Source organism: Phenylobacterium sp., from assembly GCF_037968635.1.
Classification (GTDB): domain Bacteria; phylum Pseudomonadota; class Alphaproteobacteria; order Caulobacterales; family Caulobacteraceae; genus Phenylobacterium.
On record NZ_JBBKVV010000191.1, the window covers coordinates 1 to 22367 of the forward strand.

At 67.6% G+C, this 22367-nt stretch carries 28 protein-coding genes; 20 read left to right on the forward strand and 8 right to left on the reverse strand.

Annotation, left to right across the window (positions count from 1 at the left end):
- Positions 1–572, reverse strand: a 572-nt coding sequence (locus tag AAC997_RS20275; RefSeq protein WP_340647518.1) for an SDR family NAD(P)-dependent oxidoreductase, incomplete at its 3' end; no start/stop codon positions are given.
- A 159-nt stretch (positions 573–731) separates the two neighbouring features.
- On the opposite strand from AAC997_RS20275, the gene AAC997_RS20280 reads away from it, so the two are divergent.
- Positions 732–1517, forward strand: a complete 786-nt coding sequence (locus tag AAC997_RS20280; protein WP_340647519.1) for a class I SAM-dependent methyltransferase — start codon at positions 732–734, stop codon at positions 1515–1517.
- A gap of 475 nt (positions 1518–1992) precedes the next feature.
- Here AAC997_RS20280 and AAC997_RS20285 read toward each other — a convergent pair whose 3' ends face one another.
- On the reverse strand, positions 1993–2172 hold the full coding sequence (locus tag AAC997_RS20285) for a DUF1508 domain-containing protein (protein ID WP_340647520.1): 180 nt from the start codon (positions 2170–2172) through the stop codon (positions 1993–1995).
- Between the two features lie 264 nt (positions 2173–2436).
- Here AAC997_RS20285 and AAC997_RS20290 point away from each other — a divergent pair, with 264 nt between their 5' ends.
- The 9 genes from AAC997_RS20290 (at position 2437) to AAC997_RS20330 (ending at position 10508) form a co-directional block, all read left to right on the forward strand.
- Positions 2437–2697, forward strand: a complete 261-nt coding sequence (locus AAC997_RS20290) for a Txe/YoeB family addiction module toxin (protein ID WP_340647521.1) — start codon at positions 2437–2439, stop codon at positions 2695–2697.
- Positions 2698–2864: 167 nt separating this feature from the next.
- On the forward strand, positions 2865–3470 hold the full coding sequence (locus AAC997_RS20295; protein ID WP_340647522.1) for a hypothetical protein: 606 nt from the start codon (positions 2865–2867) through the stop codon (positions 3468–3470).
- Positions 3448–4788, forward strand: a complete 1341-nt coding sequence (locus AAC997_RS20300; protein ID WP_340647523.1) for a hypothetical protein — start codon at positions 3448–3450, stop codon at positions 4786–4788. Before AAC997_RS20295 ends, AAC997_RS20300 begins: the two co-directional genes overlap by 23 nt.
- Before the next feature lie 282 nt (positions 4789–5070).
- Positions 5071–5745 (forward strand): hypothetical protein, encoded by a 675-nt coding sequence (locus tag AAC997_RS20305; RefSeq protein WP_340647524.1) that lies wholly within the window; start codon positions 5071–5073, stop codon positions 5743–5745.
- 95 nt (positions 5746–5840) lie between these two features.
- Complete coding sequence (locus tag AAC997_RS20310) at positions 5841–7760, forward strand: portal protein (protein ID WP_340647525.1); 1920 nt, start codon at positions 5841–5843, stop codon at positions 7758–7760.
- On the forward strand, positions 7761–8342 hold the full coding sequence (locus AAC997_RS20315; protein ID WP_340647526.1) for a hypothetical protein: 582 nt from the start codon (positions 7761–7763) through the stop codon (positions 8340–8342).
- Between the two features lie 88 nt (positions 8343–8430).
- A complete protein-coding gene (locus AAC997_RS20320; RefSeq protein WP_340647527.1) occupies positions 8431–8853 on the forward strand; it encodes a hypothetical protein in 423 nt (140 codons plus the stop codon).
- A gap of 171 nt (positions 8854–9024) precedes the next feature.
- On the forward strand, positions 9025–9831 hold the full coding sequence (locus AAC997_RS20325) for a hypothetical protein (protein ID WP_340647528.1): 807 nt from the start codon (positions 9025–9027) through the stop codon (positions 9829–9831).
- A gap of 2 nt (positions 9832–9833) precedes the next feature.
- The gene (locus AAC997_RS20330) at positions 9834–10508 is read left to right on the forward strand and encodes a hypothetical protein (RefSeq protein WP_340647529.1); all 675 of its coding nucleotides are present in this window, start codon (positions 9834–9836) and stop codon (positions 10506–10508) included.
- 5 nt (positions 10509–10513) lie between these two features.
- Here AAC997_RS20330 and AAC997_RS20335 read toward each other — a convergent pair whose 3' ends face one another.
- Positions 10514–10930 (reverse strand): hypothetical protein, encoded by a 417-nt coding sequence (locus AAC997_RS20335; RefSeq protein ID WP_340647530.1) that lies wholly within the window; start codon positions 10928–10930, stop codon positions 10514–10516.
- Positions 10931–11189: 259 nt separating this feature from the next.
- Here AAC997_RS20335 and AAC997_RS20340 point away from each other — a divergent pair, with 259 nt between their 5' ends.
- The 6 genes from AAC997_RS20340 (at position 11190) to AAC997_RS20365 (ending at position 14690) form a co-directional block, all read left to right on the forward strand.
- Positions 11190–12386 (forward strand): P22 phage major capsid protein family protein, encoded by a 1197-nt coding sequence (locus tag AAC997_RS20340; protein WP_340647531.1) that lies wholly within the window; start codon positions 11190–11192, stop codon positions 12384–12386.
- A 73-nt stretch (positions 12387–12459) separates the two neighbouring features.
- The gene (locus AAC997_RS20345; protein WP_340647533.1) at positions 12460–12753 is read left to right on the forward strand and encodes a hypothetical protein; all 294 of its coding nucleotides are present in this window, start codon (positions 12460–12462) and stop codon (positions 12751–12753) included.
- A 25-nt stretch (positions 12754–12778) separates the two neighbouring features.
- The gene (locus AAC997_RS20350) at positions 12779–13399 is read left to right on the forward strand and encodes a hypothetical protein (RefSeq protein ID WP_340647534.1); all 621 of its coding nucleotides are present in this window, start codon (positions 12779–12781) and stop codon (positions 13397–13399) included.
- Positions 13396–13635, forward strand: coding sequence for a hypothetical protein (locus tag AAC997_RS20355; RefSeq protein ID WP_340647535.1), 240 nt, complete (start codon positions 13396–13398; stop codon positions 13633–13635). Before AAC997_RS20350 ends, AAC997_RS20355 begins: the two co-directional genes overlap by 4 nt.
- The gene (locus tag AAC997_RS20360) at positions 13635–14267 is read left to right on the forward strand and encodes a hypothetical protein (protein WP_340647536.1); all 633 of its coding nucleotides are present in this window, start codon (positions 13635–13637) and stop codon (positions 14265–14267) included. The genes AAC997_RS20355 and AAC997_RS20360 overlap by 1 nt, the downstream gene beginning before the upstream one ends.
- Before the next feature lie 12 nt (positions 14268–14279).
- Entirely contained in the window at positions 14280–14690 is a 411-nt protein-coding gene (locus tag AAC997_RS20365) for a hypothetical protein (protein ID WP_340647537.1), read from the forward strand.
- 589 nt (positions 14691–15279) lie between these two features.
- Here AAC997_RS20365 and AAC997_RS20370 read toward each other — a convergent pair.
- Positions 15280–16047: a class I SAM-dependent methyltransferase gene (locus AAC997_RS20370; protein WP_340647538.1), complete on the reverse strand. Its 768-nt coding sequence runs from the start codon at positions 16045–16047 to the stop codon at positions 15280–15282.
- Between the two features lie 64 nt (positions 16048–16111).
- Here AAC997_RS20370 and AAC997_RS20375 point away from each other — a divergent pair, with 64 nt between their 5' ends.
- From AAC997_RS20375 to AAC997_RS20390, 4 genes are read left to right on the forward strand one after another with little or no spacing between them, the layout of a single operon-like run.
- Positions 16112–17620: a hypothetical protein gene (locus AAC997_RS20375; protein ID WP_340647539.1), complete on the forward strand. Its 1509-nt coding sequence runs from the start codon at positions 16112–16114 to the stop codon at positions 17618–17620.
- Positions 17598–17984: a hypothetical protein gene (locus AAC997_RS20380; protein ID WP_340647540.1), complete on the forward strand. Its 387-nt coding sequence runs from the start codon at positions 17598–17600 to the stop codon at positions 17982–17984. Before AAC997_RS20375 ends, AAC997_RS20380 begins: the two co-directional genes overlap by 23 nt.
- On the forward strand, positions 17977–18885 hold the full coding sequence (locus AAC997_RS20385; RefSeq protein WP_340647541.1) for a hypothetical protein: 909 nt from the start codon (positions 17977–17979) through the stop codon (positions 18883–18885). The genes AAC997_RS20380 and AAC997_RS20385 overlap by 8 nt, the downstream gene beginning before the upstream one ends.
- 13 nt (positions 18886–18898) lie before the next feature.
- Positions 18899–19270: a hypothetical protein gene (locus tag AAC997_RS20390; RefSeq protein WP_340647542.1), complete on the forward strand. Its 372-nt coding sequence runs from the start codon at positions 18899–18901 to the stop codon at positions 19268–19270.
- On the opposite strand, the gene AAC997_RS20395 is transcribed toward AAC997_RS20390, so the two are convergent.
- The 4 genes from AAC997_RS20395 to AAC997_RS20410 all read right to left on the reverse strand — a co-directional run.
- Positions 19267–19848: a DUF2239 family protein gene (locus AAC997_RS20395; protein WP_340647543.1), complete on the reverse strand. Its 582-nt coding sequence runs from the start codon at positions 19846–19848 to the stop codon at positions 19267–19269. The genes AAC997_RS20390 and AAC997_RS20395 overlap by 4 nt on opposite strands.
- A gap of 391 nt (positions 19849–20239) precedes the next feature.
- Positions 20240–21277, reverse strand: coding sequence for a tyrosine-type recombinase/integrase (locus AAC997_RS20400; RefSeq protein ID WP_340647544.1), 1038 nt, complete (start codon positions 21275–21277; stop codon positions 20240–20242).
- 172 nt (positions 21278–21449) lie between these two features.
- Positions 21450–21887, reverse strand: coding sequence for a hypothetical protein (locus AAC997_RS20405; protein WP_340647545.1), 438 nt, complete (start codon positions 21885–21887; stop codon positions 21450–21452).
- Positions 21887–22367 (reverse strand): hypothetical protein (locus AAC997_RS20410; RefSeq protein WP_340647546.1); only part of this gene is annotated, 481 nt, incomplete at its 5' end. The genes AAC997_RS20405 and AAC997_RS20410, both read right to left, overlap by 1 nt.

Consider the following 22367-nt stretch of genomic DNA (forward strand, 5'->3'; position numbering starts at 1 on the left):
ATGGCGGTGTCGACGCCCTGTGGGCAGAGGATGGAGACCTTGATCCCCTGGTCGCCGTGGGTGATGGCGATGCTTTCGGCGAGGCCGACGGCGGCGTGCTTCGTCGTGGAATAGACCGCGCCGCCGATCTGCGAGAGCAGGCCCGCCGCCGAGACGGTGTTGAGCAGATAACCCTCGCCGCGGGCGACCATGCCGGGTAGGACGGCGCGGGCGGCGTGGACGTGGGCCATGACATTGACCCCCCAGGCGCGGGCCCAGACGGCGTCGGGGGAGGAGACCGCGTTCTCGCGGTCCGGGTCGCCGTCGCCGACCCCGGCGTTGGCGCAGAACAGGTCGATGCGGCCGTGGGCGGCCTCGACGGCGGCCACCAGGTTGGCCACCTGGGCGCCGTCGGAGACGTCGACGGTGTAGGCGGTTCCGCCGATCTCGGCGGCGACGGCGTTCGCGCCATCGGCGTTGCGGTCGACCACGGCGACGTGGGCCGCGCCCTCACGTGCGAAGCGGCGGGCGAGCGCGGCGCCGATGCCCTCGGCGGCGCCCGTCACGACAACGATCTTGCCCTTCACGTCCATGTCTCGTCTCCGTCCCGTGTCTTGTTGGGGAGGAGGGGTAAGGCGGGGGCGACGGCAAGGCAATGGCGTGATGAGCGGATTGGTATGTGATGTCACCTCACAAGAGAGAGGGCGAGATGTCGTTTGATCGTTCACGCTTGATCCCGGATCGTCCGGGTCATGAGCGACATTCCCCTGCACCTTGCGCGGTCCTTTGACGAGGTGGCCGATCTCTATGACGCGCACAGGCCGGGCTATCCGGCCGACCTGTTTGTCGACCTGATGGCCGAGGCCAGGCTTGGCCCCGACGACGCGATCCTGGAGCTGGGCTGCGGGACGGGGCAGGCGACGCGGGGGCTCGCGCCCTTCGGCCGCCGGGTGCTGGCCATCGATCCGGGGCCGGAGCTGGTGGGTGTGGCGCGGCGACGGATGGCAGCCTTTCCCTATGTGCATTTCGCGGTCTCGACCTTCGAGGACTGGGCGCCGGGGCTGTCGGCCTACCGTCTGATCGTCTCGGCCCAGGCCTTCCACTGGATCGACTGGGGGGTGGCCCTGCCCAAGGCTGCCGCAGTGCTGGCGCCGGGCGGGATGCTGGCCTGTTTCGCCCATGTGCCGGAGCCGCCGCCGGCGGCCTTCCTCGGGGTGTTCGAGCCGATCTACGCGCGGATGGCGCCGGAGCTTTGGGTCGATCCGCCGGAGCGCTGGTACTGGCCCGGCGGGGCCTTCGCACAAGGCCTGGCGGCGAGCGGGCTGTTCGGGGCCGCCGAGCACCGGGTCTATCCGACGACGCGGACCTATAGCGCCGACGGCTTCGTGGACTATCTGCGGACCCGGTCGGACTATCGCGCCCTGGGGCGCGAGCGGCTGGACGCTCTGCTGGCGGCGGTGGCCTTGGCGGTGAGGGACGGGGGCGGGACGATCGAGATGGAGATGCCCGCGCACCTGCACATGGCGCGGCGGCGTTAAATGTTCTTACTTTGTTCTTGACGACGTCGCGCGGTTTCGGTACATTCTCGTCATTGGTTGTTTCTGCGTCTGAGGCGCGGGGCGGCCTTCCGGTCCCGCGACGCCGCCCTTCTCCAGGCGTGCGGCGGGACCCTGGTTCCTAGGTTTTTGGCCGGCGCTCGGTTGAGCGCCGCGGGCACCCTCCCGCTTGCGCCACCGCGTCCCCATCACGGGATCCTCCCCTCCGCTCGAGGCGGGGACGCGGAGAGCCTTGCCCGAACCGCCGGAAGGTCCGTCCCGCGCGGCAGGCCCCCCGCGTCCCGAGCGCGCCGAGCCAGGCCTCGAGGGGCCGGCGGCCGCCGGGCGCGGGGGTGATCTGGGTTCATTTCAAGTAACGCCTCGAAGTCATCCGCCCGCTTAGATCATACGCAACGCGCACGCAAAAAGGCGCGAGCTTAAGCTCGCGCCTAGATGCCGGTTTTAGAGGTCGTTAACCCTACGCGGCGTACTTAATAGGCGTGCTGTTAACGCCCGTGCTGGCGACGAGATTGATCGCGTCGACGCAGTCCTTTTGATTGAAGTACCCTTCGCCGGAATTGGCGATTTTCCGGTTGTTAGCGGCGTAGAGCGTCCAACGGTACTGGCGCTGAGCATCTAGATAGACGTAGTAATACATGGTGTTGATTCCTGTGGATGAGAGACACAATCGGTACCTGTTCGAGTACCGACACGAGGGATCAGCTTGGGCCCTAGAGGTGCGGGCTCGCGACATGGACGACGCCAGGGCTCGGCTGCAAACTCTGCCCCGGGCGCAGTTCATGGGCGAAATCGCCGCCTCTGGGCCCATTCCGACCAGCGACATGACCAAAGCGAATCATGCGCCAAACCCAACATATCATGGGTCTTCAAACGACAATTAGGGTGTTCACCCTGCGTTCTTTTGCCTCGGCCTAGCTGCCGCTCTGAAAAACGCCTCCATTGGCAAGCCGCCGACGCCAATGGACTGGAGCGACTGAACGGCCTGATCAAGGAATGCCTGCGCTCGCCCTTCAAGGGGACGGGCAAGCCGGAGCCGCTGCGGGGCGAGCTTCAGGGCTGGTGGTCGCGGCGGATCACCCTGGAAGACCGGTCGGTCTATCGGGTGACCGGCAAGGGCGAGGCTCAGCAGCTGGAGATCGCGCAGAGCCGGTATCGCTACTGAGGCGGGTGGCATTTTGAGTTGTCTCCCTCCCCTTCATGGGGTGGGTGGACGGCGTGGAACGCCGGACGGGTGGGGCGTACCCGCCAGACTCCCCCACCCCGGACCGCTGAAGCGGTCTGTCCCTCCCAGGTCGGGGAGGGAGGGCTTCATCATCAGGAACAACCGTCATGACCGATCCGTCCGGGCGCGCGGCGCGCGCCAGGCTGCCGGCTGTCGCCTATTCCCGCGACGTCGCCGAGGCGATCTGCGACCTGGCCGCCAAGGGCCATAGTCTGACATCCATCTGCCGGCGCAAGGGCATGCCGGCGCCGCAGACGGCGCAGGCCTGGATGACGCGGCGGGCCGATTTCGCCCAGAGCTTCGCGCTCGCCCTGCAGGCGGGAGGCGGGCCGCATCGGGCGGGCCGGCGCAGCGCCTATTCCCTGGAGCTGGCGGCGGAGTTCTGCCGCCGACTGGCTGAGGGGCGACCCATGTACCGGATCTGCCAGGACGACGACATGCCGTCCATGACCGCCTTCTATCTGTGGCTGAACAAGCATCCCGAGTTCGTCGCCATGTACGCCAACGCCCGGGAAATCCAGGCCGAGCGGCTGTGCGACGAGGTGCAGGAGATCGCCGACGCGGCGACGCCGGAGACCCTGGCCGTCGACAAGACCCGGATCGGCGCCCGCCAATGGCGGGCCACCAATATGGCGCCCCGCAGGTATGGGACGCGCATCAATCAGGAACATCCGGACGCGGTGGTGATCAATGTCGAGGTGGTCGAGTTCTGAGCTGAACCTGCGCGTGCCGGGGGGCTGGAAGCCGCGGGCCTATCAGGAGGACCTGATCCGCTACCTGCAGAACGGCGGCAAGCGGGCCGACGTGGTGGCGCACCGCCGATGGGGCAAGGATGAGGTGGCCCTGCACTGGGCCGCGACCCAGATCGTTAGGAAGCCCGGCCTCTACTGGCATCTGCTGCCGGAGGCCTCCCAGGGGCGCAAGGCGATCTGGGATGCGGTGAACCCCCACACGGCGGCCAAGCGGATCGACGAGGCCTTTCCAAAGGCCTTCCGGACCAAGACCGTCGACGCCGAGATGAAGATCGAGTTCCGCAACGGGTCGGTTTGGCAGGTGCTGGGGTCGGACAACTACGACCGGCTGGTGGGGTCGTCGGCGCGGGGGGTGGTGTTCTCCGAGTGGGCGCTGGCCAAGCCGGACAGCTGGACCTACATCCGGCCGATCCTGGCGGAGAACGACGGCTGGGCGCTGTTCATCTGGACGCCTCGGGGCCGGGGGCATGCGACCCGGGCCTTCGAGGTCCGCGCCGCCGACCCGACCTGGTTCACCCTGAAATCGCCGGCGACGGAGACCGACGTCTTCTCAGCCGAACAGCTGGCGGTGGAACGGGCCGAGCTGATCGCCGAGGCCGGCTCCGAAGCGGAGGGGCAGGCGCGGTTCGACACCGAGTACATGGTGGCCTTCGACGCCGCCGCGCCGGGCGCCTATTACGGCGGGGTGTTGCGGGAGGCCGAAGAGGCCGGCCGGATCGGCCGCGTGCCCTTCGACCCGGCGCTCAAGGTGGACACCGCCTGGGACCTGGGGATCGACGACTATACCGCCATCTGGTTCTTCCAGCAGGTGGGGCGCGAGGTGCGCGCCATCGACTATTTCGAGACCTCCGGCGAGGGGCTGGACGCCATTGTCGGCAAGGCGCTGGGCGGCAAGCCCTACGTCTACGGGACCCACCACCTGCCGCACGACGTGATGGTGCGTGAGCTGGGGGCGGGGGGCCGCTCGCGGCTGGAGACCCTGGGCGGGCTGGGTGTCTGGCCGGTGTCGGTGGGCACGGCCCAGGGACCGGACGAGCGGATCAACGCCGCGCGGCTGATGATCCCGCTGACCTGGTTCGACGTCGAGCGGTGCGGCGTGGGGCTTGAGCGGCTGGCGGCCTATCGCAAGCGCTGGAGCGCGGCGACGCGCAGCTTCGTCGGGCCGCTGCACGACGCCGCCAGCCACGGCGCGGACGCCTTCGGCGAATTCGCCGTCAACCGCCAGGGCGCGGCGCGGCCGAAGACGGCCCGCGCGCAGGGGCTGAACTGGATGGGGTGAGGAGGCCGGGGCGGGCGCCTTTCACCTATTGATGTTCTCTATTTGTTCGATGTAGCGTGGCCGTGCCCGCAAGATGGAAAAGGCGATGCCGATGCGTGACGAGTTGGACGATCGCGAGAGCTGGTTCACCCGGCGCACGGTCGATATCGCCGATGCGCGGGACCAGGCGGCGCACGCGGCCTGGAGGCGGCGGGCGCGTCGGGCAATCTTGCCGCCGCCTATCTGGGTTCCTACAACCTGACTCCCAATATCCGGGGCGTCGACGAGAACGGGGTCGCGACTGTGGACTTCACCGCCAAGAACACCTCGTCGCTGGCGTCGGCGCTGCATCCGCCGGTGATCGGCTATACCAAGTTCTACCAAGAGCACATTGATCCCGTGCTCAACGGCGTGCTCAAGACCGGCCCGGGCTCGGCGACCAAACAGACCTTCCGTTGGACGGAGAAGATTCCCACCAAAGCTGTCCCAGCTCAGGGCGGTGGGCGGTGGGCGATGAGGCGCGGGGTGAGGCGTTTGGCGCTGTGGCCGAGCTTGGCGCTGGCGGCCATGGCGCTGTCGGCCTGTAGCCAGCCCGCGCCGTCGCGGGAGAACCTGATCGGGGTGTGGAAGGCGGACGCCGGAGGCGTGCTGATCATTCGCGCAAACGGCACGGTCGAGGTCCGGGGCGCTCCCATCGACGTGGATTTTCCCAAGCCACGGGTTCCGTTCTCCGGGACGGGAACCTGGCGCCTGGCTGACCCGCCAGGCACGCGGGAATTCCTGATCTTCTCGAGACCCGTCGAGGTGACCATCATGTCGGGCGACGAATTGATCATGGGGGCTCCCTGCTACGCTTCGAGCCCTCCGGCGCCCCGCTCGCTGGTCAAGTTCATTCCGCCGATCTTCCTGTCCCGTCCGTCCCTGCAGTTTGAGAACTGTGACGACGGCGAGTTCAAATACGCGTTCCAGAAGCAGTAGCGCCGTTCACGTCTGACGCGGGCGGTTCGGCCCTCCAGCCGCCTTGCGGCGGCTCCTCGCGCCGCGCCGATGCGCGGCGCGCCGAAGGACTTTGCATGAAAACCGAAGACATCCTGAAGGACGCCCGTGAGGCGTTCGATCTTGCTTGCGAACACGAGTCGGAGAACCGGCGCGAGGCGCTGGACGACATCCGGTTCGCGCGGCTCGGCGAGCAGTGGCCCGACAATGTGCGGCGCGACCGGGAGCTGGACGGGAGGCCCTGCCTGACCATCAACCGGCTGCCGGCCTTCATCCGCCAAGTGGTGAACGACGCGCGGCAGAACAAGCCGGCGATCAGCTGCCATCCCGTGGACGACGGCGCCGATCCGGAGACCGCCGAGATCTTCAACGGCCTGATCCGCAACATCGAGCAGTCCAGCGACGCCGAGGTGGCCTATGACACCGCGCTGGACTTCGCGGTGACCGGCGGGTTCGGCTATTTCCGGATCAACACCCGCTACGCCGGCGAGGACAGCTTCGACCAGGACCTGGTTGTCGAGCGGGTGGCCAATCCCTTCAGCATCTATGGCGACCCCAATTCCACGGCCGCCGACTCGTCGGATTGGAACACCGCCTTCGTGGTGGACACCCTGCCCAAGGCCGCCTTCGAGGCGCGGTGGAAGGGGGCCGACGCCGTGGACTGGAGCGCTGATTCCTATGCCGGCCTGGGCGGCCCCTGGATGGAGGGCGACCGGGTGATGGTGGCCGAGTACTGGCGGCGCGAGGCGGTGATGAAGACCCTGCTGGCGCTGTCGGACGGCCAGGTGGTGGAGCGTGGCGTCTACGAGGCGCAGAAGGCGATGTTCGACGCCCTGGGGGTCAGCGTTATCGGGCGGCCTCGGCAGGTCGCTTCGACCAAGGTGATTCAGCGGATCATGACCGGCGCCGAGGTGCTGGAGACCGTGGACTGGGCGGGCAGGTTCATCCCGATCGTGCCGGTCTATGGCGAGGAGCTGCACGTCGACGGCAAGCGCCGGCTGCGCAGCCTGGTCCGCGACGCCAAGGACCCGCAGCGGATGTTCAACTACTGGCGCACGACCTCCACCGAGCTGGTGGCTCTGGCGCCCAAGGCGCCGTTCATCGGCCGCAAGGGCGCCTTCGAGACCGACGCCAGCAAGTGGGCGACGGCCAATGTCCAGACCCACGCCTATATCGAATACGACGGACCTGAACCGCCGATGCGCCAACCCTTCAGCGGGGTGCCGGCCGGCGCGCTGCAGGAGGCGCTGAACGCCAGCGACGACATGAAGTCGATCATGGGCCTGCACGACGCCAGCCTGGGGGCGCGGTCCAACGAGACCTCGGGCCGGGCGATCATGGCGCGGCAGCGGGAGGGCGACGTTTCGACCTTCCACTATATCGACAACCTCTCGCGCGCGATCCGGCACGCCGGACGAATCCTGATCGACCTGATCCCCAAGGTTTACTCAGCCCCCCGCGTGGTGCGGGTGCTGGGGCCGGGCGGGGAGGCCAGGCTCGCCCCGGTAAACCAGACGTTCCAGGCGGCTGACCCGGCCGACCAGGCGCGGAAGATCACCCGGATCTACGACCTGGCGGTGGGCAAGTACGACCTGACCGTCAAGTCGGGGCCGAGCTTCACCAGCCGCCGCGAGGAGGCCGCGACCCAGATGATCGAACTGATCCGCGCCTATCCGCAGGCCGCCCCGGTGATCGGTGACCTGCTGGCCCGCAACCTCGACTGGCCCGGCGCCGACGAGATCGCCGGGCGGCTGGCGGCCATGGTCCCCGACCAGGCCAAGGGCGCGGCGCCTGAGGTGGAGGCGGCCAAGGCCCAGATGGCCAAGCTCGCCCAGGCCCTGCAGGCCGCGGGCGCCAAGATCGCGGCCCTGGAACAGGACCGCGCCCACGAGGCCCGCAAGCTGGAGATCGAGGCCTTCGAGGCCGAGACCAACCGAATGCGGACGATGGCTGCAGGGGCTTCGTCCGCGCAATCACAAGCCAGAGGGGCGGCCTAGATGACGGACTTTGCGAATTACATGTCTGCGCTGCGCGCGCGGGTAGACGACGTCAGCAAGCGGAACGCCCGCGCCGGGATTGGCGCGACGGCTCTCCCGGCGTGGGATATCGCCGGAAAATTCAAAGCTGGGCGTCGGATCGCCGACGAAGAATTGGCCCGTCATACCGGCCACCACAATGACCAGGGTGACGCCGATCGGCACGCCCAGTGGTCTCGCCGGATGGCCAACGAAACCGGGCCGGCATTTTCCACCCTGGTGGGGTTGGGTCATGAGTTGGAGGGCTCGGCGCCGCGTTGGCTGGGTGGGAAGGGCCAACCCCTCTCGGAGGCCACCATGGACCTGATGAACAACGCCCAGGGCGTCCGGGCTGCGCAGCGAGGCCGCCCAATCGATCCGGCGCGACTGCAAAATCGCCCCCTCTCGCTGCGCGAGGCGGTCGCCCGCGATCTTCAACGCTACGAGGATACGACGCCGGATAGGTCCGCCTATCCGACAACCAGGCCCTACGAGGGCACGCCGGAGCGGGGATACAAGGACGCCCCGGCGGCAGAGCCGCCCCGCCGGTATCCGCTCTACTGATTGACTGACGAGCAACCTCCAGGCCGGAGATTGACAGATGTTTCCAATATGTTCCAGTCTGGCTTCGCGATGCCACGGAGAAACGCGGATGGACGCTGGCTCAGGGAATGCCCCAAGGCGGTTGGGTTTCAGCGGCCTGAGTTTTGGCGCTGGCGTCGTCCTGACGGTCCTGGCGCTGTTCCTTTTCAGCCATCGGCCCGGCGCCGGGATGCACGCGATCACAGGGCAGGTCGCCGGAGCCGATGTCACGCAGCACGGCGGGACGAAGATCGCCATCCTCAATGAGGGCGGGTCCATCACCCAGGCTTGCAACGGCGTGTGCGACGACCTCGCCTTCGTCCAGGATTCTCCGGACAACGTCTATCGTCTCGAGGTGCGCGATCCGACGGGCCGATGCCTCCTGTGCGAGAAGGGCGACTATGTCACCAACGGTGTGGAGGCGGGGTGGCGGGTCGACGGGAAGGACAGGCTCACGCTGCGCAGGACCTCCCGGCCGGCGTACGGCGAGTGACACTCCTGCGAGCATGATCCGACCAGACCAAACGTGATCACCGGCGCGATGACGCACGGTTGGCGCCTCGCTCCGCCCTGGAGCGCGGCGGAACCGCGTCGCGGCGACCGTTAGCCACCCCTTTCGCATGGCGCGCCGACCCGCCGCCAAGACACCGACCAAGAGGAAAATATGGAACCTGAAAACGCGCTCGCCGCGAGCGAAGACCTGCGCCCTGACCTGGCCCACGGCGGCATCTCCGCCGAGGACGACCACGAGGAGGTGGAGCACGACGGTCAGGTCTACCGCATCCCGCGGGCGCTGAAGGGCGCCTTCCTGATGCACGGGGACTATACCCGCAAGACCCAGGAACTGGGGGAGCATCGGCGTACGCTGGAGGCCCAGCGCCGGGCCCATGCGCAGGAGGTCGAGCTGGCCCAGGCCGATATTGGCGACCGGGCGCGGCTGCACCTGCTGGACCAGCAGATCGAGGAGTATCAGGGGATCGACTGGGAGACCTTCGGCCAAGCCGATCCGCAGAACGCCCAGGCGCTGTGGGCGGAGTTCACCCAGACCCAGCAGGCGCGCGATCAGTTCGCCTGGTCCCTGACCCACAGAACCGAGCAGGGCCGGCTGGAGGCGCAGCGGCGAGCCGCCGAGCAACTGGCCGAGACGGGCCGGGTGCTGAGCCAGGAGATCGACGGCTGGTCGCCGGAGGTGGCCGCCAAGCTGGTGGAATATGCCGGCGCCTTCGGGGTCACCCTGGAGGAACTGCGGGAGATCGCCGACCCGCGCCTGTGGAAGATCCTGCACCGCGCCCACCTGGGCGAGCAGCTGGAGAAGCAGCAGGCCTCGGCCAGGACCCTGGCCCAGAGCCAGGCGGTGCGCCCGGCGATCTCGGTCACCGGCGCGGCGGTTCCCGGCGGCGGGGTGCGCGACGAGATGGCGACGGGGGAGTGGATCCGCCGCCGCAACGAACAGGCTCTGAAGGGGCGGTAAGGATGGCCGCTGTCGACAAGCAGATCGTTCGCAATGACGCCCGGCTGAAGGTCGCACCGAAGAAGGCGGCCCGCCCGCCCGGTACGACCGTGACGGTCAGGGCCAACGACATTTTCCAGAAGAAAATCCCCGGCATGCCGTCGTGGCTCACCGCGGGGCCGGATCATATGTTCATCGAGTATGATGACGGTGATCGACAGATCATCGCCCGCGGCGGTCCATCGGCCGAAGGTCTGCCGTTCGGGCGCGACTTCCTGGCCGGGAAGCTGAAGGTCCGGAGCGCCGTGACCCCCGCCCGCGAGAGCAAGGACTATGGTCCGAGCGATCGGGTCGTCTTCCAGACCTTCATCCCCAACCGGACGGCGCAGGAGGTTTCCGCGCCGGCGCGCGCCGAGGTCAGGCGCACCAATCGGGCCGACAACCTCTATGGCTGGAACTCGAACTCGAACAGCTTCGTCGGCGACGTCATGCAGGCGACGATTGGAAGGCGCGTCGGCGACAAGGCCACGCCCGGCTACGCGACCCCTCTCGGGGGTGGCAAATTCTCGCCAGAGATGGAGCGGTCGCGGGCCGCGCTCGGATCCGGCTTCGGATCCACCGCGCCAGGGCTTCTGCTCTCACGCCTCTCAAGAAGCCTGGATGGCGTGTCCCGCATACCCATGCTGCCCGGCTACTGAACCGCCTAGGCCAAGGGGGCTGGAGGCGTTGGTCCCAGTGACGAGGCGAGTTTTTGTCGCGTCACCCACCACAATGCGACGGCCCCGGCCACAATCTGAATGGCGGCGAAGGGACCGATCGCAAGCACCGCGATCGCCGCTGCAATGCCTTCATCGTCATGCGTAACGACATAGATCGCGCCGATGAACATCGCGAGAGGCAGCAAGAGGATCAGAAGAATGGCGGCGATCCTGGCCGCCTTCTGGCTAAATCTCTGAACAGGCGGCTCGTGCGCAATCAACCAGAACAGCCAAAGCGCAGCGACGGGTACGCCAATGAGCCCGGCCAGGTAGAACGACGAGGACCCCGCAATACAGGCGGCTATCCACAGGCCGGCGGGAATTGCGTATCGGCGCAGAACATGTCGGTGGATCGGTGCCATCGCCGGCCTTCTGAGTTCATCTTTCGTTCCTAGACTATCGCCAACCGGTTGAAGATCAACCGCCAGTTCAGCCTGAGATCCCGACCCCTCCGCGTGACCAATCCAGTCTTGGAAGTCCGCGCGCGACCTCCAGCGCCTCGTGCGCCCGACATCGCCGATCGAGCGCTGGCCTGGCCAGGAACGCCACCGTCGACCCTTACCCCAGACACATGCCGGCGCGCCCGAGGCCCGCCGCGCCATCCGAAAAGGACGCCACACCTTGCCCAACACCCTGCTTTCCCCCACCGCGGTCACGCGTGAAGCCCTGCGCGTGCTGCATCAGAAACTGAACTTCGTGGGGTCGATCACCCGCGAGTACGACGACAGCTTCGCCCGCCAGGGCGCCAAGGTGGGCGACACCCTGAAGGTGCGCCTGCCCAACCAGTATATCGTGCGGACCGGCTCGACGCTCGCCGCCCAGGACACCACCGAGACCAGCGTCGACCTGAAGGTCCAGACCCAGAAGGGGGTGGACCTGAACTTCACCTCCGTCGACCTGACCATGAGCCTGGACGATTTCAGCGACCGGGTGCTGGAGCCGGCGATGAGCGTGCTGGCGGCCAATATCGAGGCCGACGCCATGACCATGTACAAGGACGTCCACAACCAGGTGAACAACCACGGCTTGGCCACCACCTTCGCCAAGGTGCTGCAGGGCCGCAAGATCCTGGTGGACAACCTGGCGCCCCTGGCCGGCCGGACCTGCAACCTGAACACCCAGGACAATGTCGACCTGGTGGACGCGCTCAAGGGCCTGTTCAACGACAAGACCAACCTGACCAAGCAGTACCGCGAGGGCTTCATGGGCCGGACCGCCGGGTTCGACTTCATGGAGAACACGCTTTGGCCCAGCCACACCGTGGGGTCCAAGGCCGGCACGCCGCTGGTGAACGGCGCGGCCCAGAGCGGCGCGAGCCTGGTGACCGACGGCTGGACGGCGTCGACGCCCGCCCTGAAGAAGGGCGACATCTTCGTCATCGCCGGGGTGTTCCGGGTGCATTCGGAGACCAAGGCCTCGACCGGCATCCTGCAGCAGTTCGTGGCGACCGCTGACGGCGCGGCGGACGGTTCGGGGAACCTGACCGTCCAGATCAGCCCATCCATCATCACCTCGGGCGCCCTGCAGACCGTCAGCGGCTCGCCGTCGGACAATGTGGCGATCACGGTGGCGGGCACGGGGAACACCGCCCACGGACTGTCGATGGCCTATCACAAGGGCGCCTTCGCCTTCGCCACCGCCGACATGGTGATGCCGCGGGGCGTGGACTTCGCGGCCCGCGAGGCCTTCGACGGGATTTCGATGCGGATCGTGCGTCAGTACGACATCAACAACGACAAGTTCCCGTGCCGTCTCGACGTCCTCTACGGCTTCAAGACCCTGCGGCCGCAACTGGCCTGCCGCTTGGCCAACAACTAGGCGCCCGCGCGGGGCCGTCCTTCGGGGCGGCCCCGCTTTCGTTCTCAATCCCGCGCCAACTGGAGGCCCTTCCATGAAGGTTCTGTCCGCGCCCACTTGCCTCTACCATCCCACCCTGGCGCCCGCCGGCCAGGTCTTCGCCGCAGGCGAGAGACATCCCGGAGCTGGCTGGTCCGACAGCCCGGCGGCCTTCGAGGCCACCTCCGGGCCCGCGGCTTTCATCGCACGCCTGCAACTGGCCCTCGAGGACTCCCAGGCGGAGGTCCAACGCCAGCTGGTCGACCGCGACGCGGCGCAGGCCCGGATCGTGGAGCTCGAAGGTGAGCTCGCCAAACGCCTGGCCACACGGCGCAAGCCGAAGTCCTGAAAATCCAAACTGGGGGAACCAGCCCATGGCGCTTTCAACCTATGCCGAGCTCAAGGCCGCCATCGCCGACTGGCTCGAGCGGGGCGACCTGGCCGACCGGACCTCTGACTTCATCGCCCTGGCGGAGTCGCGGCTGAACCGGGTCCTGCGCCTGAGGATGATGGAGACCGAGGAGGTGCTGACCACCACGATCGGCGCCCGGACCGTGACCCTGCCGGCGGCGTTCCGCGAGCCTATCGCTTTGTGGCTGCAAGGCCCGAGCGGCCGGACGCCGTTGCGGTTCGTGGACCCGGCGGCGCTGTCGATCAGCACGGCGGCGGGAGGGCCGCAGGCCTGGACCCTGAACGCCGGCGCCATCGCCTTCGACCGCCCCTGCGACCGGGCCTACAGCCTGGCGCTGAGGATGGTCGGGCGGCTGGCGCTGTCCGACGCCCAGCCCGGCAACGCCGTGCTGACAGACTATCCGGATCTCTATCTGTTCGGGGCGCTGGTGGAGGCCGCGCCCTATCTGCGGGACGCCGAACTGCTGTCGCTGTTCATGGCGCGGTTCGAGGCGGCGCTGACCGAGGCGCGGGCCAAGGAGGCGCGCGGCAAGGCCCTGGCGACCCTGGGGGTCGAGCCCCTGCTGCTGGCGAGCGGCGCATGAGGCCGTTGCCCGCCGACGCACCGGCCAATCTGCGGCCGGTGCTGAACGACCTGATCGAGGCCGTCCGCGCCTGGCGCGCGCCCGAGGCGCCGACGCCGATCTATGCCTGCGTCCAGGCCGCCCTGCCATCGGCGGCGACCTGGCCGAACACGGTGCTGCTGGTGAGCGATCTGAACATCCTGGCCCATTCCGACGGCGTCCACTGGATCCGCCAAGACACGGGAGCGACCCTCTGATGCCTTCCTCCTACACCCCGCGCCTGCGCCTGGAGCTGCAGGCGGCCGGCGAGAACCTCAACACCTGGGGGGCGCCGAAACTGAACAACGCCCTCAGCCGCATCGACACCGCCATCGCCGGCCGGGCGGCCATTGTGCTGGCCGGCGCGGCCTACAGCCTGTCGGCGTCGAACGGCGACGACGAGGCGCGCGCGGCGATCCTGGACTTCAGCGGGACGGGGCCGGCGAGCGTGACCCTGCCGTCGGTGTCGAAGATCTATCTGGCGCGCAACGGCGCAAGCGGGGTGGTGACCCTGACTACCGGCGCCGGGACGACCCTGGCCCTGGCCGTGGGCGATACCGTTCTGGCGTTCTGTGATGGGACCAACGTGGTCTCGCTGCTGATCGGCGGCGCCTCGATCAAGGCCTATGTCGACGCGGTGCGCGCCTATGTCGACCAGCAGGCCTGGGACGCGCAGGCCGGCGTCCTGCCGGGGCAGGGCGGCAACGCGGGCCGATTCCTGAAGACCGACGGAACCAGCCCGACCTGGGCCGCGCCCGCCGTGGCCGACATCTCCGACTACGCCAGCGACCAGTCCGCCAAGGCGCAGGCCGCGACGGCGCGCGCGATCGCCTTCTCCCTTCTGTTCTAAGGATCTCAAGCCATGGCCGTCACCGGCAACAACGTCATCACGCCCCAGACGCCGAAGTCCGGCGTCGCGGTCTGCACCGCCGCCAACTCCACCTATTCAGACACCCCGACAAATACGCAGAAACTGCTGACGGCGGGCCCCAACGGGGCGCGGGTCACCAAGATCACCGCTCTGGCGCGGGCGACCAATACCGCCACCGAGCTGCAGCTCTATGTCTCCTACGATGCGGGGACGACGAAGAAGCTGATCAATTCGCTGCTGATGGCGGCCTATACGGTGGCCCAGACGACGGGGCAGACGCCGACGGACTTTGGGTACTCCGAGGACCTGCCCCTGGTCCTGCTGGCCGGCGCCGAACTCTATGTCGCCATCGGGGTCAGCAACAGCGGCGTGGTCGTCCACGCTGAGTGGGGCGACTATTGATGCGGCCCGGCTTGAAGGGGTTTCAAGCTCCTAGCCAGGCGATGAACCCGCCTCGCAAGGCGACGAGTGACACTGTCGTCGCGAATTACGTCCGGGCCTATGTGGCCGGGTCCTACAACTGGCAGTGCCCGAAGACCGCGACCTATCGGTTCGTGCTGTGGGGCGCGGGCGGCTCCAGCGATGGTGGCACCAACGCGGGCGGGGGTGGCGCTGCCCACGCCCAGAAGGCGGTTCGGGTGCGTTCGGGCCAGGTTGTGGCGCTTGTCGTCGCAGCGGCGACGGCGGGAGGGGCGAACGGCGGCGCGACGACGGTGACCCTACCCGCCGGGCTGGTTAGCGCGGGCGGGGGATTTCAGGGCTCCGCGGGCGTTGCGGGCGCCGGCGGCGCGGCGACGGGAGGAGACATAAACGTCAGCGGCTCTAGCGGGGCCGGTACTGTCGGTGGGGCGTCTGGCGGAACGAACTACTTCCCAGGTGGGGGATCCTCAAACGTCGCTGGAATTGGCGGTGCGCCCGGAGGTGGCGCGGGCGTGTCGGGCACCGGTCGCGGAGGGGTTGGCGGCTTCCTGCTAATTGTCCGCGAAGGCGCTTAAGTCCGCTTGTAGATGTGAACCAATCCGTCTTCACCCAGGGCGACCGGCTCGCCCAGCCTGTCGAAGCCGCTGGCAACGGCAAAGAGGTCTGGGTCACCGGAGTAAAGGGTTAGCCGCTCAAGGCTCTCTTGAACCCCTTTAGGACCCGCGTGGACGTATCGCAGAATTAGGTCCATGCGGCCGACCCGATCCGTCATTGTCCGCTTTGCGACAAAGAGCGTGAGACTTTCGCCGTCGCCAGTGGAGTAGTTGAAGACGGGGGAAGTTGGAGGCGGGACGGTGGACCCCATTTTTGCCGGGACCGGCAAATGAAACGCCGCAGTCCCGCCCGGCTTAAGGTGGCGACCAACTGCCTTAAAGGTGTTTGTCCAGGCCGCGCCGACCGGAAGGTGGGCTAGAGCGTAGAAGGTGCAGATTACCGCGTCGAACTGCTTGGCGAGGGTGAAGGACGTCATGTCGCCTTGGACGAAGTGAAGACGGCTCGCAACCTCGTCCGAACATGAAGCCCGCTTGGCGTTTGCCTGATCCAGCATCGCGGGGGCGATGTCGAGCCCGGTGACGTGGAAGCCTTGCTCGGCAAGCGCGACCGCTACCCGACCAGTTCCAGCGCCAAGCTCAAGGATCGAGCCACCGGCAGGTGCTAAGCTGGCGTAGAGGTCGATATCGCCACTAAGCGACGCGTCTTTCGCCGTCACCAAATCATAGAACGCCGTCGAGGCACCCTTCGCTGAGTAGTAGGGCCGAACCGGCGCTGAAACCTTCATTTCGCAAGCTTACGGCTCCGCGCCGCGCTGCTCAAGCCGATCAAAAGGAGGGTGGTCCCGACCCATGCGTATTCCTCTCGACATCCCGCCGGGGCTCTCGGCGGACGACACCAGCTTTGCATCCGCCGGCCGGTGGGCGGATGGGTCGAATATCCGCTTCTGGCGGGGCCGGCCGCAGGTGATCGGGGGGTGGGAGCGGCTGGTGGATGCGCCGCTGAACGGCGTGTGCCGCGGTGTCCTGCCCTGGACCGACAAGGCCGCGGTGCTGAATGTCGCCTTTGGCGCCCACAGCCACCTGCAGGTGTTCAAGGGCGGCGGGCTCTATGACATCACGCCGTCAGGTCTGGCGGCGGGGCTGGTGGATGGAACCGGGGGGCAAGGTTACGGCACCGGGGCCTATTCGACCGGGAACTGGTCGGAGCCGTCCTTGGCGGACTACCTCCCGCGGACCTGGTCGCTGGCGGCCTGGGGGGAGAACCTCATCGCCTGCCCGCGCGAGGGTGGCGTCTATGCGTGGGCCAACAATACCGGCTCGCCAGCCGCTCCGCTCGGCAATGCGCCGGCGCGGGTGACGCACATGGTGGTGGCGTCCACTGACCAGGTGTTCGCCCTGGGATGCGATGAGGAGGTGTCGGGGACCTTCAATCCGCTTTGCCTGAGACATTCCTCGGTGCGCAACAACACCGAGTGGGCCACTGGGCCCGCGACCACGGCGCGGGAGTACATCCTGCCCGGCGGCGGACGGATCGTGGCCGGCCGGGTGATCGGCCCCAATCTGCTGATCTGGACCAGCCACGCCCTGTTCCTGGGATCGTTCGTGGGGTCGCTGACCCAGCCCTGGCGGTTCGACCGGGTGGGGGAGAAATGCGGACTGATCGGCCCCAACGCCGCGGTGGTGGTGGGGCAGCAGGCCTATTGGCTGGGCCCCGACCTGCAGTTCTATCGCTATGGCCTGGGTGGGGCGGTTGAGCCGCTGCGGTGTTCGATTCGCGAGGCCCTGGCCGATAACCTGGCGGCGTCGCAGGGGGACAAGATCGTCGCCTCGTCGTCGTCGTCGTTCAGCGAGATCCGCTTTGACTATCCCGACGCCCGGGAGGGTTCGGAGAACAGCCGCTACCTGCTGATGTCGCTGATGGATGGCGCGTGGTCGCGGGGCGTCATGGCGCGGACGGCGATGATCGACGCCGGGCCGTCGCAGTATCCGATCGGGGTCGATCCCGGCGGCGGCGCCTATTGGCATGAGCGAGGGCAGAGCGCCGATGGCGGCGCCTTTTCCTGGTTCGTGGAGAGCGCCGACCAGTGCCTGGACGAGAACGCCACGGCGATGGTTCGGGGGCTGTGGCCGGACATGGCCGACCAGGTGGGACCTGTCTCGGTCTCGGTGACCAGCCGCTTCACCCCCCAGGGCAGCGAGACCTCGAACGGGGTCTACAGCATGGTTCCCGGCACGGAACGGGTGGACCTGAGGACCACCGGGCGGATGTTTCGTGTGCGGTTCGCAGGCGGATCGGCGCCCACCGCCTGTCGCATCGGGCGTCCGGTGTTCGACATTGCCCCGGCCGGAAGCCGCTGAGGGCGCGACCGGCTGGGCGCGCTATCGCGCCTGGCTGCTGCCCGCCTTGCAGGCGCAGTGCGCCAGCGAGGCCGAACTGCTGGACGACATCCTGGCGGGCCGCGCCCAGCTCTGGGCCGGGGCGGCGGCGGCCATGGTCACCCAGCGGATCCGGGAGGGTGAGGCGCTCTGCCTGCACGTCTGGCTTGCCGGCGGCGACCTGACCGAAATTCTGGAGATGCGCGCCGGCGTCGAGGCCTGGGGCCGGGCCCAAGGCTGCCATTACGTGACGATCGAGGGCCGAGCGGGCTGGTCGCGCGCCCTGCGCAAGCACGGCTACGCGCGCTGTGGAAACGAACTCAAGAGGATGCTTTCAGATGGGTAAGAAGAAGACCGCGACCAATCAGGTCACCACCAACCATTCGGTGGTCACGCCGACGACGCCGGATTGGCTGTCCCACGGGACGGAGAGCCTGAATCTGGGCATCCAGAAGATCGGCGGGGCCAGCCCCTATGACTATGTCGCGCCGGTTTCGGCCCTGGAACGCCAGGCCGAGAGCGGGGCCGCCGCGCTGGGCAAGCTGGCCGGGGGCGACGCCCGGACGGTGGGCAGCGACGCATGGTTCTCCAGCCTGCTGGGCGGGCCGGCGCCCAGCGTCAGTTCGGCGAGCCTGCTGGACAATCTATCAGCCTACTACAACCCCTATCAGGATCGGGTGACGGACGCGGCGATGGCCGACTTCGACGCCAATGCGGGCAGGACCAGGGCGGCCCAGGACCTGGCCATCGCAGGGCAGGGGGCGTTCGGCGGGTCTGGCGCGGCCCTGGCCAAATCCCAGACCGAGGGCGAACTGGCCCGCGCGCGCAGCAGCGAGCTTTCGCAGATGCTGTCGGACATGTTCACCACCAGCGCCGGCCTGTCGGGCCAGGACGCCGATCGCCGCCAGCAGGCCTCGTCGGCCAATGCGCAACTGGCGCTGCAGGACAGCCAGATGAAGCTTCAGGCGGCCCTAGACCGCGCGGGCGGCAACCGGGCCGACATCACCACCCAGGCCGCGCTGGGCGCTCAGCTGCGGGGGGCCGATGACGCCATGCGCAAGGCGCCGATCAGCACCCTGGCGTCGCAAATCGACATGTTCTCGGGCCTGCCGCTGGCGCTGTTCAAGGGCCAAGTCGAGGACACGACGGGGACAAACAATTCGACGACGAAGGAGTCGGGAGCGAGCCTGGGCGAAATCGCCCAACTGATCGGTGCGGTCAGCGGCCTCAAGACGGCGTTTGGGTGAGGTCGCGAACCACATGACAGGCGAAGACACACAACGCGCCCAACATCTGGACGCGATCCGCGACGCTCAAATCCTGACCTTGAGACAGATCAGCGAAAATCTCGCGGCCCAGACACGCCGCCTCGAGGGTCTGACGACCAAGGTCGACGACGTGCGCGAGCGCCTCGTCCGGCTGGAGGCCCAGGAGGCGGGCAAGCTGGTGGAGGGGTTGCGGTCGGACCTCAAGGCCGCGATCACCCGCGTCGATCTGCTGGAGGCCGCACGCGACAAGGTGGAGGGGGCGGCCGCGTTCTGGAACTGGGTCGTGAAGAGCGCGCCTTGGCTCGCCGCCGGCATCTCGGCCTTTGTGGCGGGGATCGGATTGAAGTCGCTCGACGGACGTTAAGCTGTGGTCGGAGTCTGCAGACTCTGCACACGGCCGACCAAGCGGCGGAGATAGTCGCCGACGTCCGTCGGCCAGGCCAAGGTCAGGGTCGAGAAGCCGCGGTAGTCCTTGGCGTAGAAGGCCCGCATCGCCTCCTCATAGGCCGGCAGGTTCCCCGCCAGGGTGGTCATGGCGCGGTGCGCCGCCTCCAGGGCCAGACGCGCGTCGTCGGCGCCGGAATTCTCCCTTCGCGCCTGCTCAACGAGCCGGCGCAGGACCGCCGAAGCGCCGCCCGGCTGACTGGCCAGCCAATCCCAATGGCGGGGCAGCAGGGTCACCTCACGCGCCGTAACCCCGAGCTTGGGGCGGCCGCGACCCGGCTTGGGCGGAGCTTCGGCGGTGGGGAGCCGCGCCAGAACCTCAGTGGCCGATCCCCGGAAGTCCAGCTCCACCGTCCGGCCGGTCGCGTCGTCGAAGACCAGGATGGGCTCCTGGCCCTTGTCGTGCGCGGTCTTGGCGGCGAGAGCGACCTCCCGGAGATCGCCGGCGGCCAGACCCTGGTGTCCGGCGAAGGCGGTGTAGGCGGCGGGGTCGTCCATCAGGAGCCTCGGCGAGATCCGCGCCGCGACGGCGCAAAGAATATTACCCGGATATATAGGCAGGCGGTCGCCACTCGCAACCTCACGCGTGATTGATGACGAGGATTCTCGCGGCGTTGTCCGCTGCAGTCTGTCGTGTCGCGCCTTGTGTGGGCGCCACAGGGGCATGGCGCTTGGGAAACCAGGGACCCCAAACGACAAAGAGACGGAGCGCTGATGCGTTCCGTCCCCCTGAAATCCCTTGCACCGCAAGGGTTTGTAGTGGTGCCGTTGCAGGGATTCGAACCCTGGACCTCAGCCTTACCAACGAAGACGGCCAAACCCGCAACCGCTTGTGGGGGAAGGGTTTGCGGCGCTCCGTAAAACGGCGTCCCGAGTTTCTCCCAAATCGTCACCGGCCGCGCCTCCGAATTTCCCAACCCGCCGCCTTCACCGCAGCAGCCAAGTCTGGGCTCGCCGTGTGGGCGTAACGCATGACCATCGAGGCCGATTTCCAGCCGCCCTGACCCATCAGGAACGTCAGATCGCGGGTCACGGCATAAGCCCAGGTCGCCCAGGTGTGGCGGAAAAGGTGGCAGTGAACCGGGCGGAATCGCGGCCCTTCGTAGGTCGCCCGCTCCTTCACAGGGATCAAGGACCCATCAGGCCTGCGCCTGGCGCAGTGTTTCTTGAGCGTGGTGTTGAGGCTGTCATAGGCCGCCCAGGGCTCGCCGTCGCTGTTGAGCCATACGAACCCCTCACCGTCGTCCGGCCGGGTCGGTAGGGCCAGTCGAGCGCGTTTCTGTAGGTCCACGCCTCGCGAGTATCCGGCCTTGGTCTCCCAGAACACAACGCGCTGTCCGTCCGGCGACACGTCGCGCCATTCGAGGTTCAGGGCCTCAGTCGCCCGGCAACCGGTGGCGACGTAGAAGATGACCAGGCGACGAAGGTGGTCGGGCAGGAACCCCAGCATGATCTCGACCTCTCGGGGGGTCATCTGATCAACGCGCTTTCCGGCGCCCTTGGGCTTGGCGAACCTCACCGGGTCGCACAGCTTCGGCGCGGAGAAGTTCATCACCGAAGAGATGGGCGTGTAGATCTGCCTGATGCGCGTGGCCGGCGCCCCCTTGGGCTTCAGGCGCTTGGCGAGGGTGTCCACGAAGTTCTGGTCTATGTCGGAGAGCTTGCGAAGCCCGATCTCGGCAATGAGCGTCGCAAGGTGGTCGTTCGGCTTCCCGGCCTCCATGTAGATCGCCGCGGCCTCGGCGAAGGTCGCTACCGACTTGTCGCCATAGACCGCGCGTTTGAAGATGTCGGCTTCGAGCTTCGCCCGGAGCGCTTCGGCTTCCGCACGGATGCGAGTGCGAGCGCTCTCGTCAACGCGTCGCCCCTGGACGGTCCCCCGGATGTGGAAGATGCCGTTCGGCCTGGGGTAGAGCTTGAGCGGCATGTCGGGGTCAGGGCCTCTTGGAGGGCTTCGAACTGGGTGGGCGTCAGGCGGCGGCGGCCTCGCGCCTTCAGGCACAGCGAGTGCTTGTCAATGACGGCGCGGATGGTTCGCACTGGGAAGCCTAGGCGTTCAGCCGCCTCGGCGTCGCTGATTGTCTGGACATCGAAGGCGGTCATGGCGTCTTACCCCCTTCGGATGGGAGGGGGGTGGAATTGGTTGGCCTCCCGAGGACTTGGCTGGCGGCCTGAGGTGTCCTGGAAAGTGCGGCCACGAACTCATCGGGCATCTTCACGTTCGGCGGCGCGTCCTTGAACATCGGCGCGATCTGGCCGAACGAGTAGCCCGCCAAGCCGCACCCGATTGGTGTGAGCTGAAAGGCGAGGTCAGGGTTCGCGCGGGCATAGTCGAGGAAGTGAGCGGCGTGCGCGGCGATGATGCCCAGCGGAAGCGTCCGAATGTGCTCGTCCTTGGTCGGGATGGCGTAGGCGTTTCCTGTGCGGCCCATGCCGACACCATATTCCGCGCCGTGATGCTGGCGGGCGAACAGCGCGGCGCCCTTGCCGTGCCGCCCAGCCAAGTTCGACCCGAAGACGAAGACAGGCTCTCCCATCACCCCGCCTCCTCAGTCTGAGTAGAGGTGGAAAGCGGTCGCCTGCCACACACCCAGAACTTGACTTCGACAGGTCCATCCTGACCGTAGACCGCTGCGTAATGGGCCGTCTCGCGCTGGACACCATGTAGGCTTTCCCCGCTCGCGCCCGCGACCAAATCGCCACCTTGGATGACTTCACCTTCGTACCCGGAAGGCTCCCACCCCGTAGCGTCAGACAGCTTGGCGGTGAAGGAGACGGCGGCGCGTTCGTATTGGGCCTGGAAATCCGTAGGGAGATCGGCCCATTTGACATTGGCTGGCCAGACAGCTTGCACGGCCTCGTACAGCCTCTCCCCCAGGCTCTTGCCCGCATGGTCAGACTTGAACTCCGGGTCCACATGGATGAACCGTGAGGCTCGGGTAAGCAGGTCTTCGGGTGGGGTGCTGTCAGAAGGCCAGGCGGACAGGAGGTCGGTGATTAGGGTGTGGGGGTCGGGG

Coding starts and splice junctions, on each gene's coding strand:
- AAC997_RS20400 (WP_340647544.1), bottom strand. CDS start 21,277: ATGCCGCTCAAGCTCTACCCCAGGCCGAACGGCATCTTCCACATCCGG.
- AAC997_RS20315 (WP_340647526.1), top strand. CDS start 7,761: ATGACGGACTTTGCGAATTACATGTCTGCGCTGCGCGCGCGGGTAGAC.
- AAC997_RS20365 (WP_340647537.1), top strand. CDS start 14,280: ATGGCCGTCACCGGCAACAACGTCATCACGCCCCAGACGCCGAAGTCC.
- AAC997_RS20370 (WP_340647538.1), bottom strand. CDS start 16,047: ATGAAGGTTTCAGCGCCGGTTCGGCCCTACTACTCAGCGAAGGGTGCC.
- AAC997_RS20300 (WP_340647523.1), top strand. CDS start 3,448: ATGTCGAGGTGGTCGAGTTCTGAGCTGAACCTGCGCGTGCCGGGGGGC.
- AAC997_RS20405 (WP_340647545.1), bottom strand. CDS start 21,887: ATGGGAGAGCCTGTCTTCGTCTTCGGGTCGAACTTGGCTGGGCGGCAC.
- AAC997_RS20310 (WP_340647525.1), top strand. CDS start 5,841: ATGAAAACCGAAGACATCCTGAAGGACGCCCGTGAGGCGTTCGATCTT.
- AAC997_RS20350 (WP_340647534.1), top strand. CDS start 12,779: ATGGCGCTTTCAACCTATGCCGAGCTCAAGGCCGCCATCGCCGACTGG.
- AAC997_RS20325 (WP_340647528.1), top strand. CDS start 9,025: ATGGAACCTGAAAACGCGCTCGCCGCGAGCGAAGACCTGCGCCCTGAC.
- AAC997_RS20330 (WP_340647529.1), top strand. CDS start 9,834: ATGGCCGCTGTCGACAAGCAGATCGTTCGCAATGACGCCCGGCTGAAG.
- AAC997_RS20345 (WP_340647533.1), top strand. CDS start 12,460: ATGAAGGTTCTGTCCGCGCCCACTTGCCTCTACCATCCCACCCTGGCG.
- AAC997_RS20285 (WP_340647520.1), bottom strand. CDS start 2,172: ATGTATTACTACGTCTATCTAGATGCTCAGCGCCAGTACCGTTGGACG.
- AAC997_RS20375 (WP_340647539.1), top strand. CDS start 16,112: ATGCGTATTCCTCTCGACATCCCGCCGGGGCTCTCGGCGGACGACACC.
- AAC997_RS20395 (WP_340647543.1), bottom strand. CDS start 19,848: ATGGACGACCCCGCCGCCTACACCGCCTTCGCCGGACACCAGGGTCTG.
- AAC997_RS20335 (WP_340647530.1), bottom strand. CDS start 10,930: ATGGCACCGATCCACCGACATGTTCTGCGCCGATACGCAATTCCCGCC.
- AAC997_RS20295 (WP_340647522.1), top strand. CDS start 2,865: ATGACCGATCCGTCCGGGCGCGCGGCGCGCGCCAGGCTGCCGGCTGTC.
- AAC997_RS20390 (WP_340647542.1), top strand. CDS start 18,899: ATGACAGGCGAAGACACACAACGCGCCCAACATCTGGACGCGATCCGC.
- AAC997_RS20280 (WP_340647519.1), top strand. CDS start 732: ATGAGCGACATTCCCCTGCACCTTGCGCGGTCCTTTGACGAGGTGGCC.
- AAC997_RS20355 (WP_340647535.1), top strand. CDS start 13,396: ATGAGGCCGTTGCCCGCCGACGCACCGGCCAATCTGCGGCCGGTGCTG.
- AAC997_RS20385 (WP_340647541.1), top strand. CDS start 17,977: ATGGGTAAGAAGAAGACCGCGACCAATCAGGTCACCACCAACCATTCG.
- AAC997_RS20360 (WP_340647536.1), top strand. CDS start 13,635: ATGCCTTCCTCCTACACCCCGCGCCTGCGCCTGGAGCTGCAGGCGGCC.
- AAC997_RS20320 (WP_340647527.1), top strand. CDS start 8,431: ATGGACGCTGGCTCAGGGAATGCCCCAAGGCGGTTGGGTTTCAGCGGC.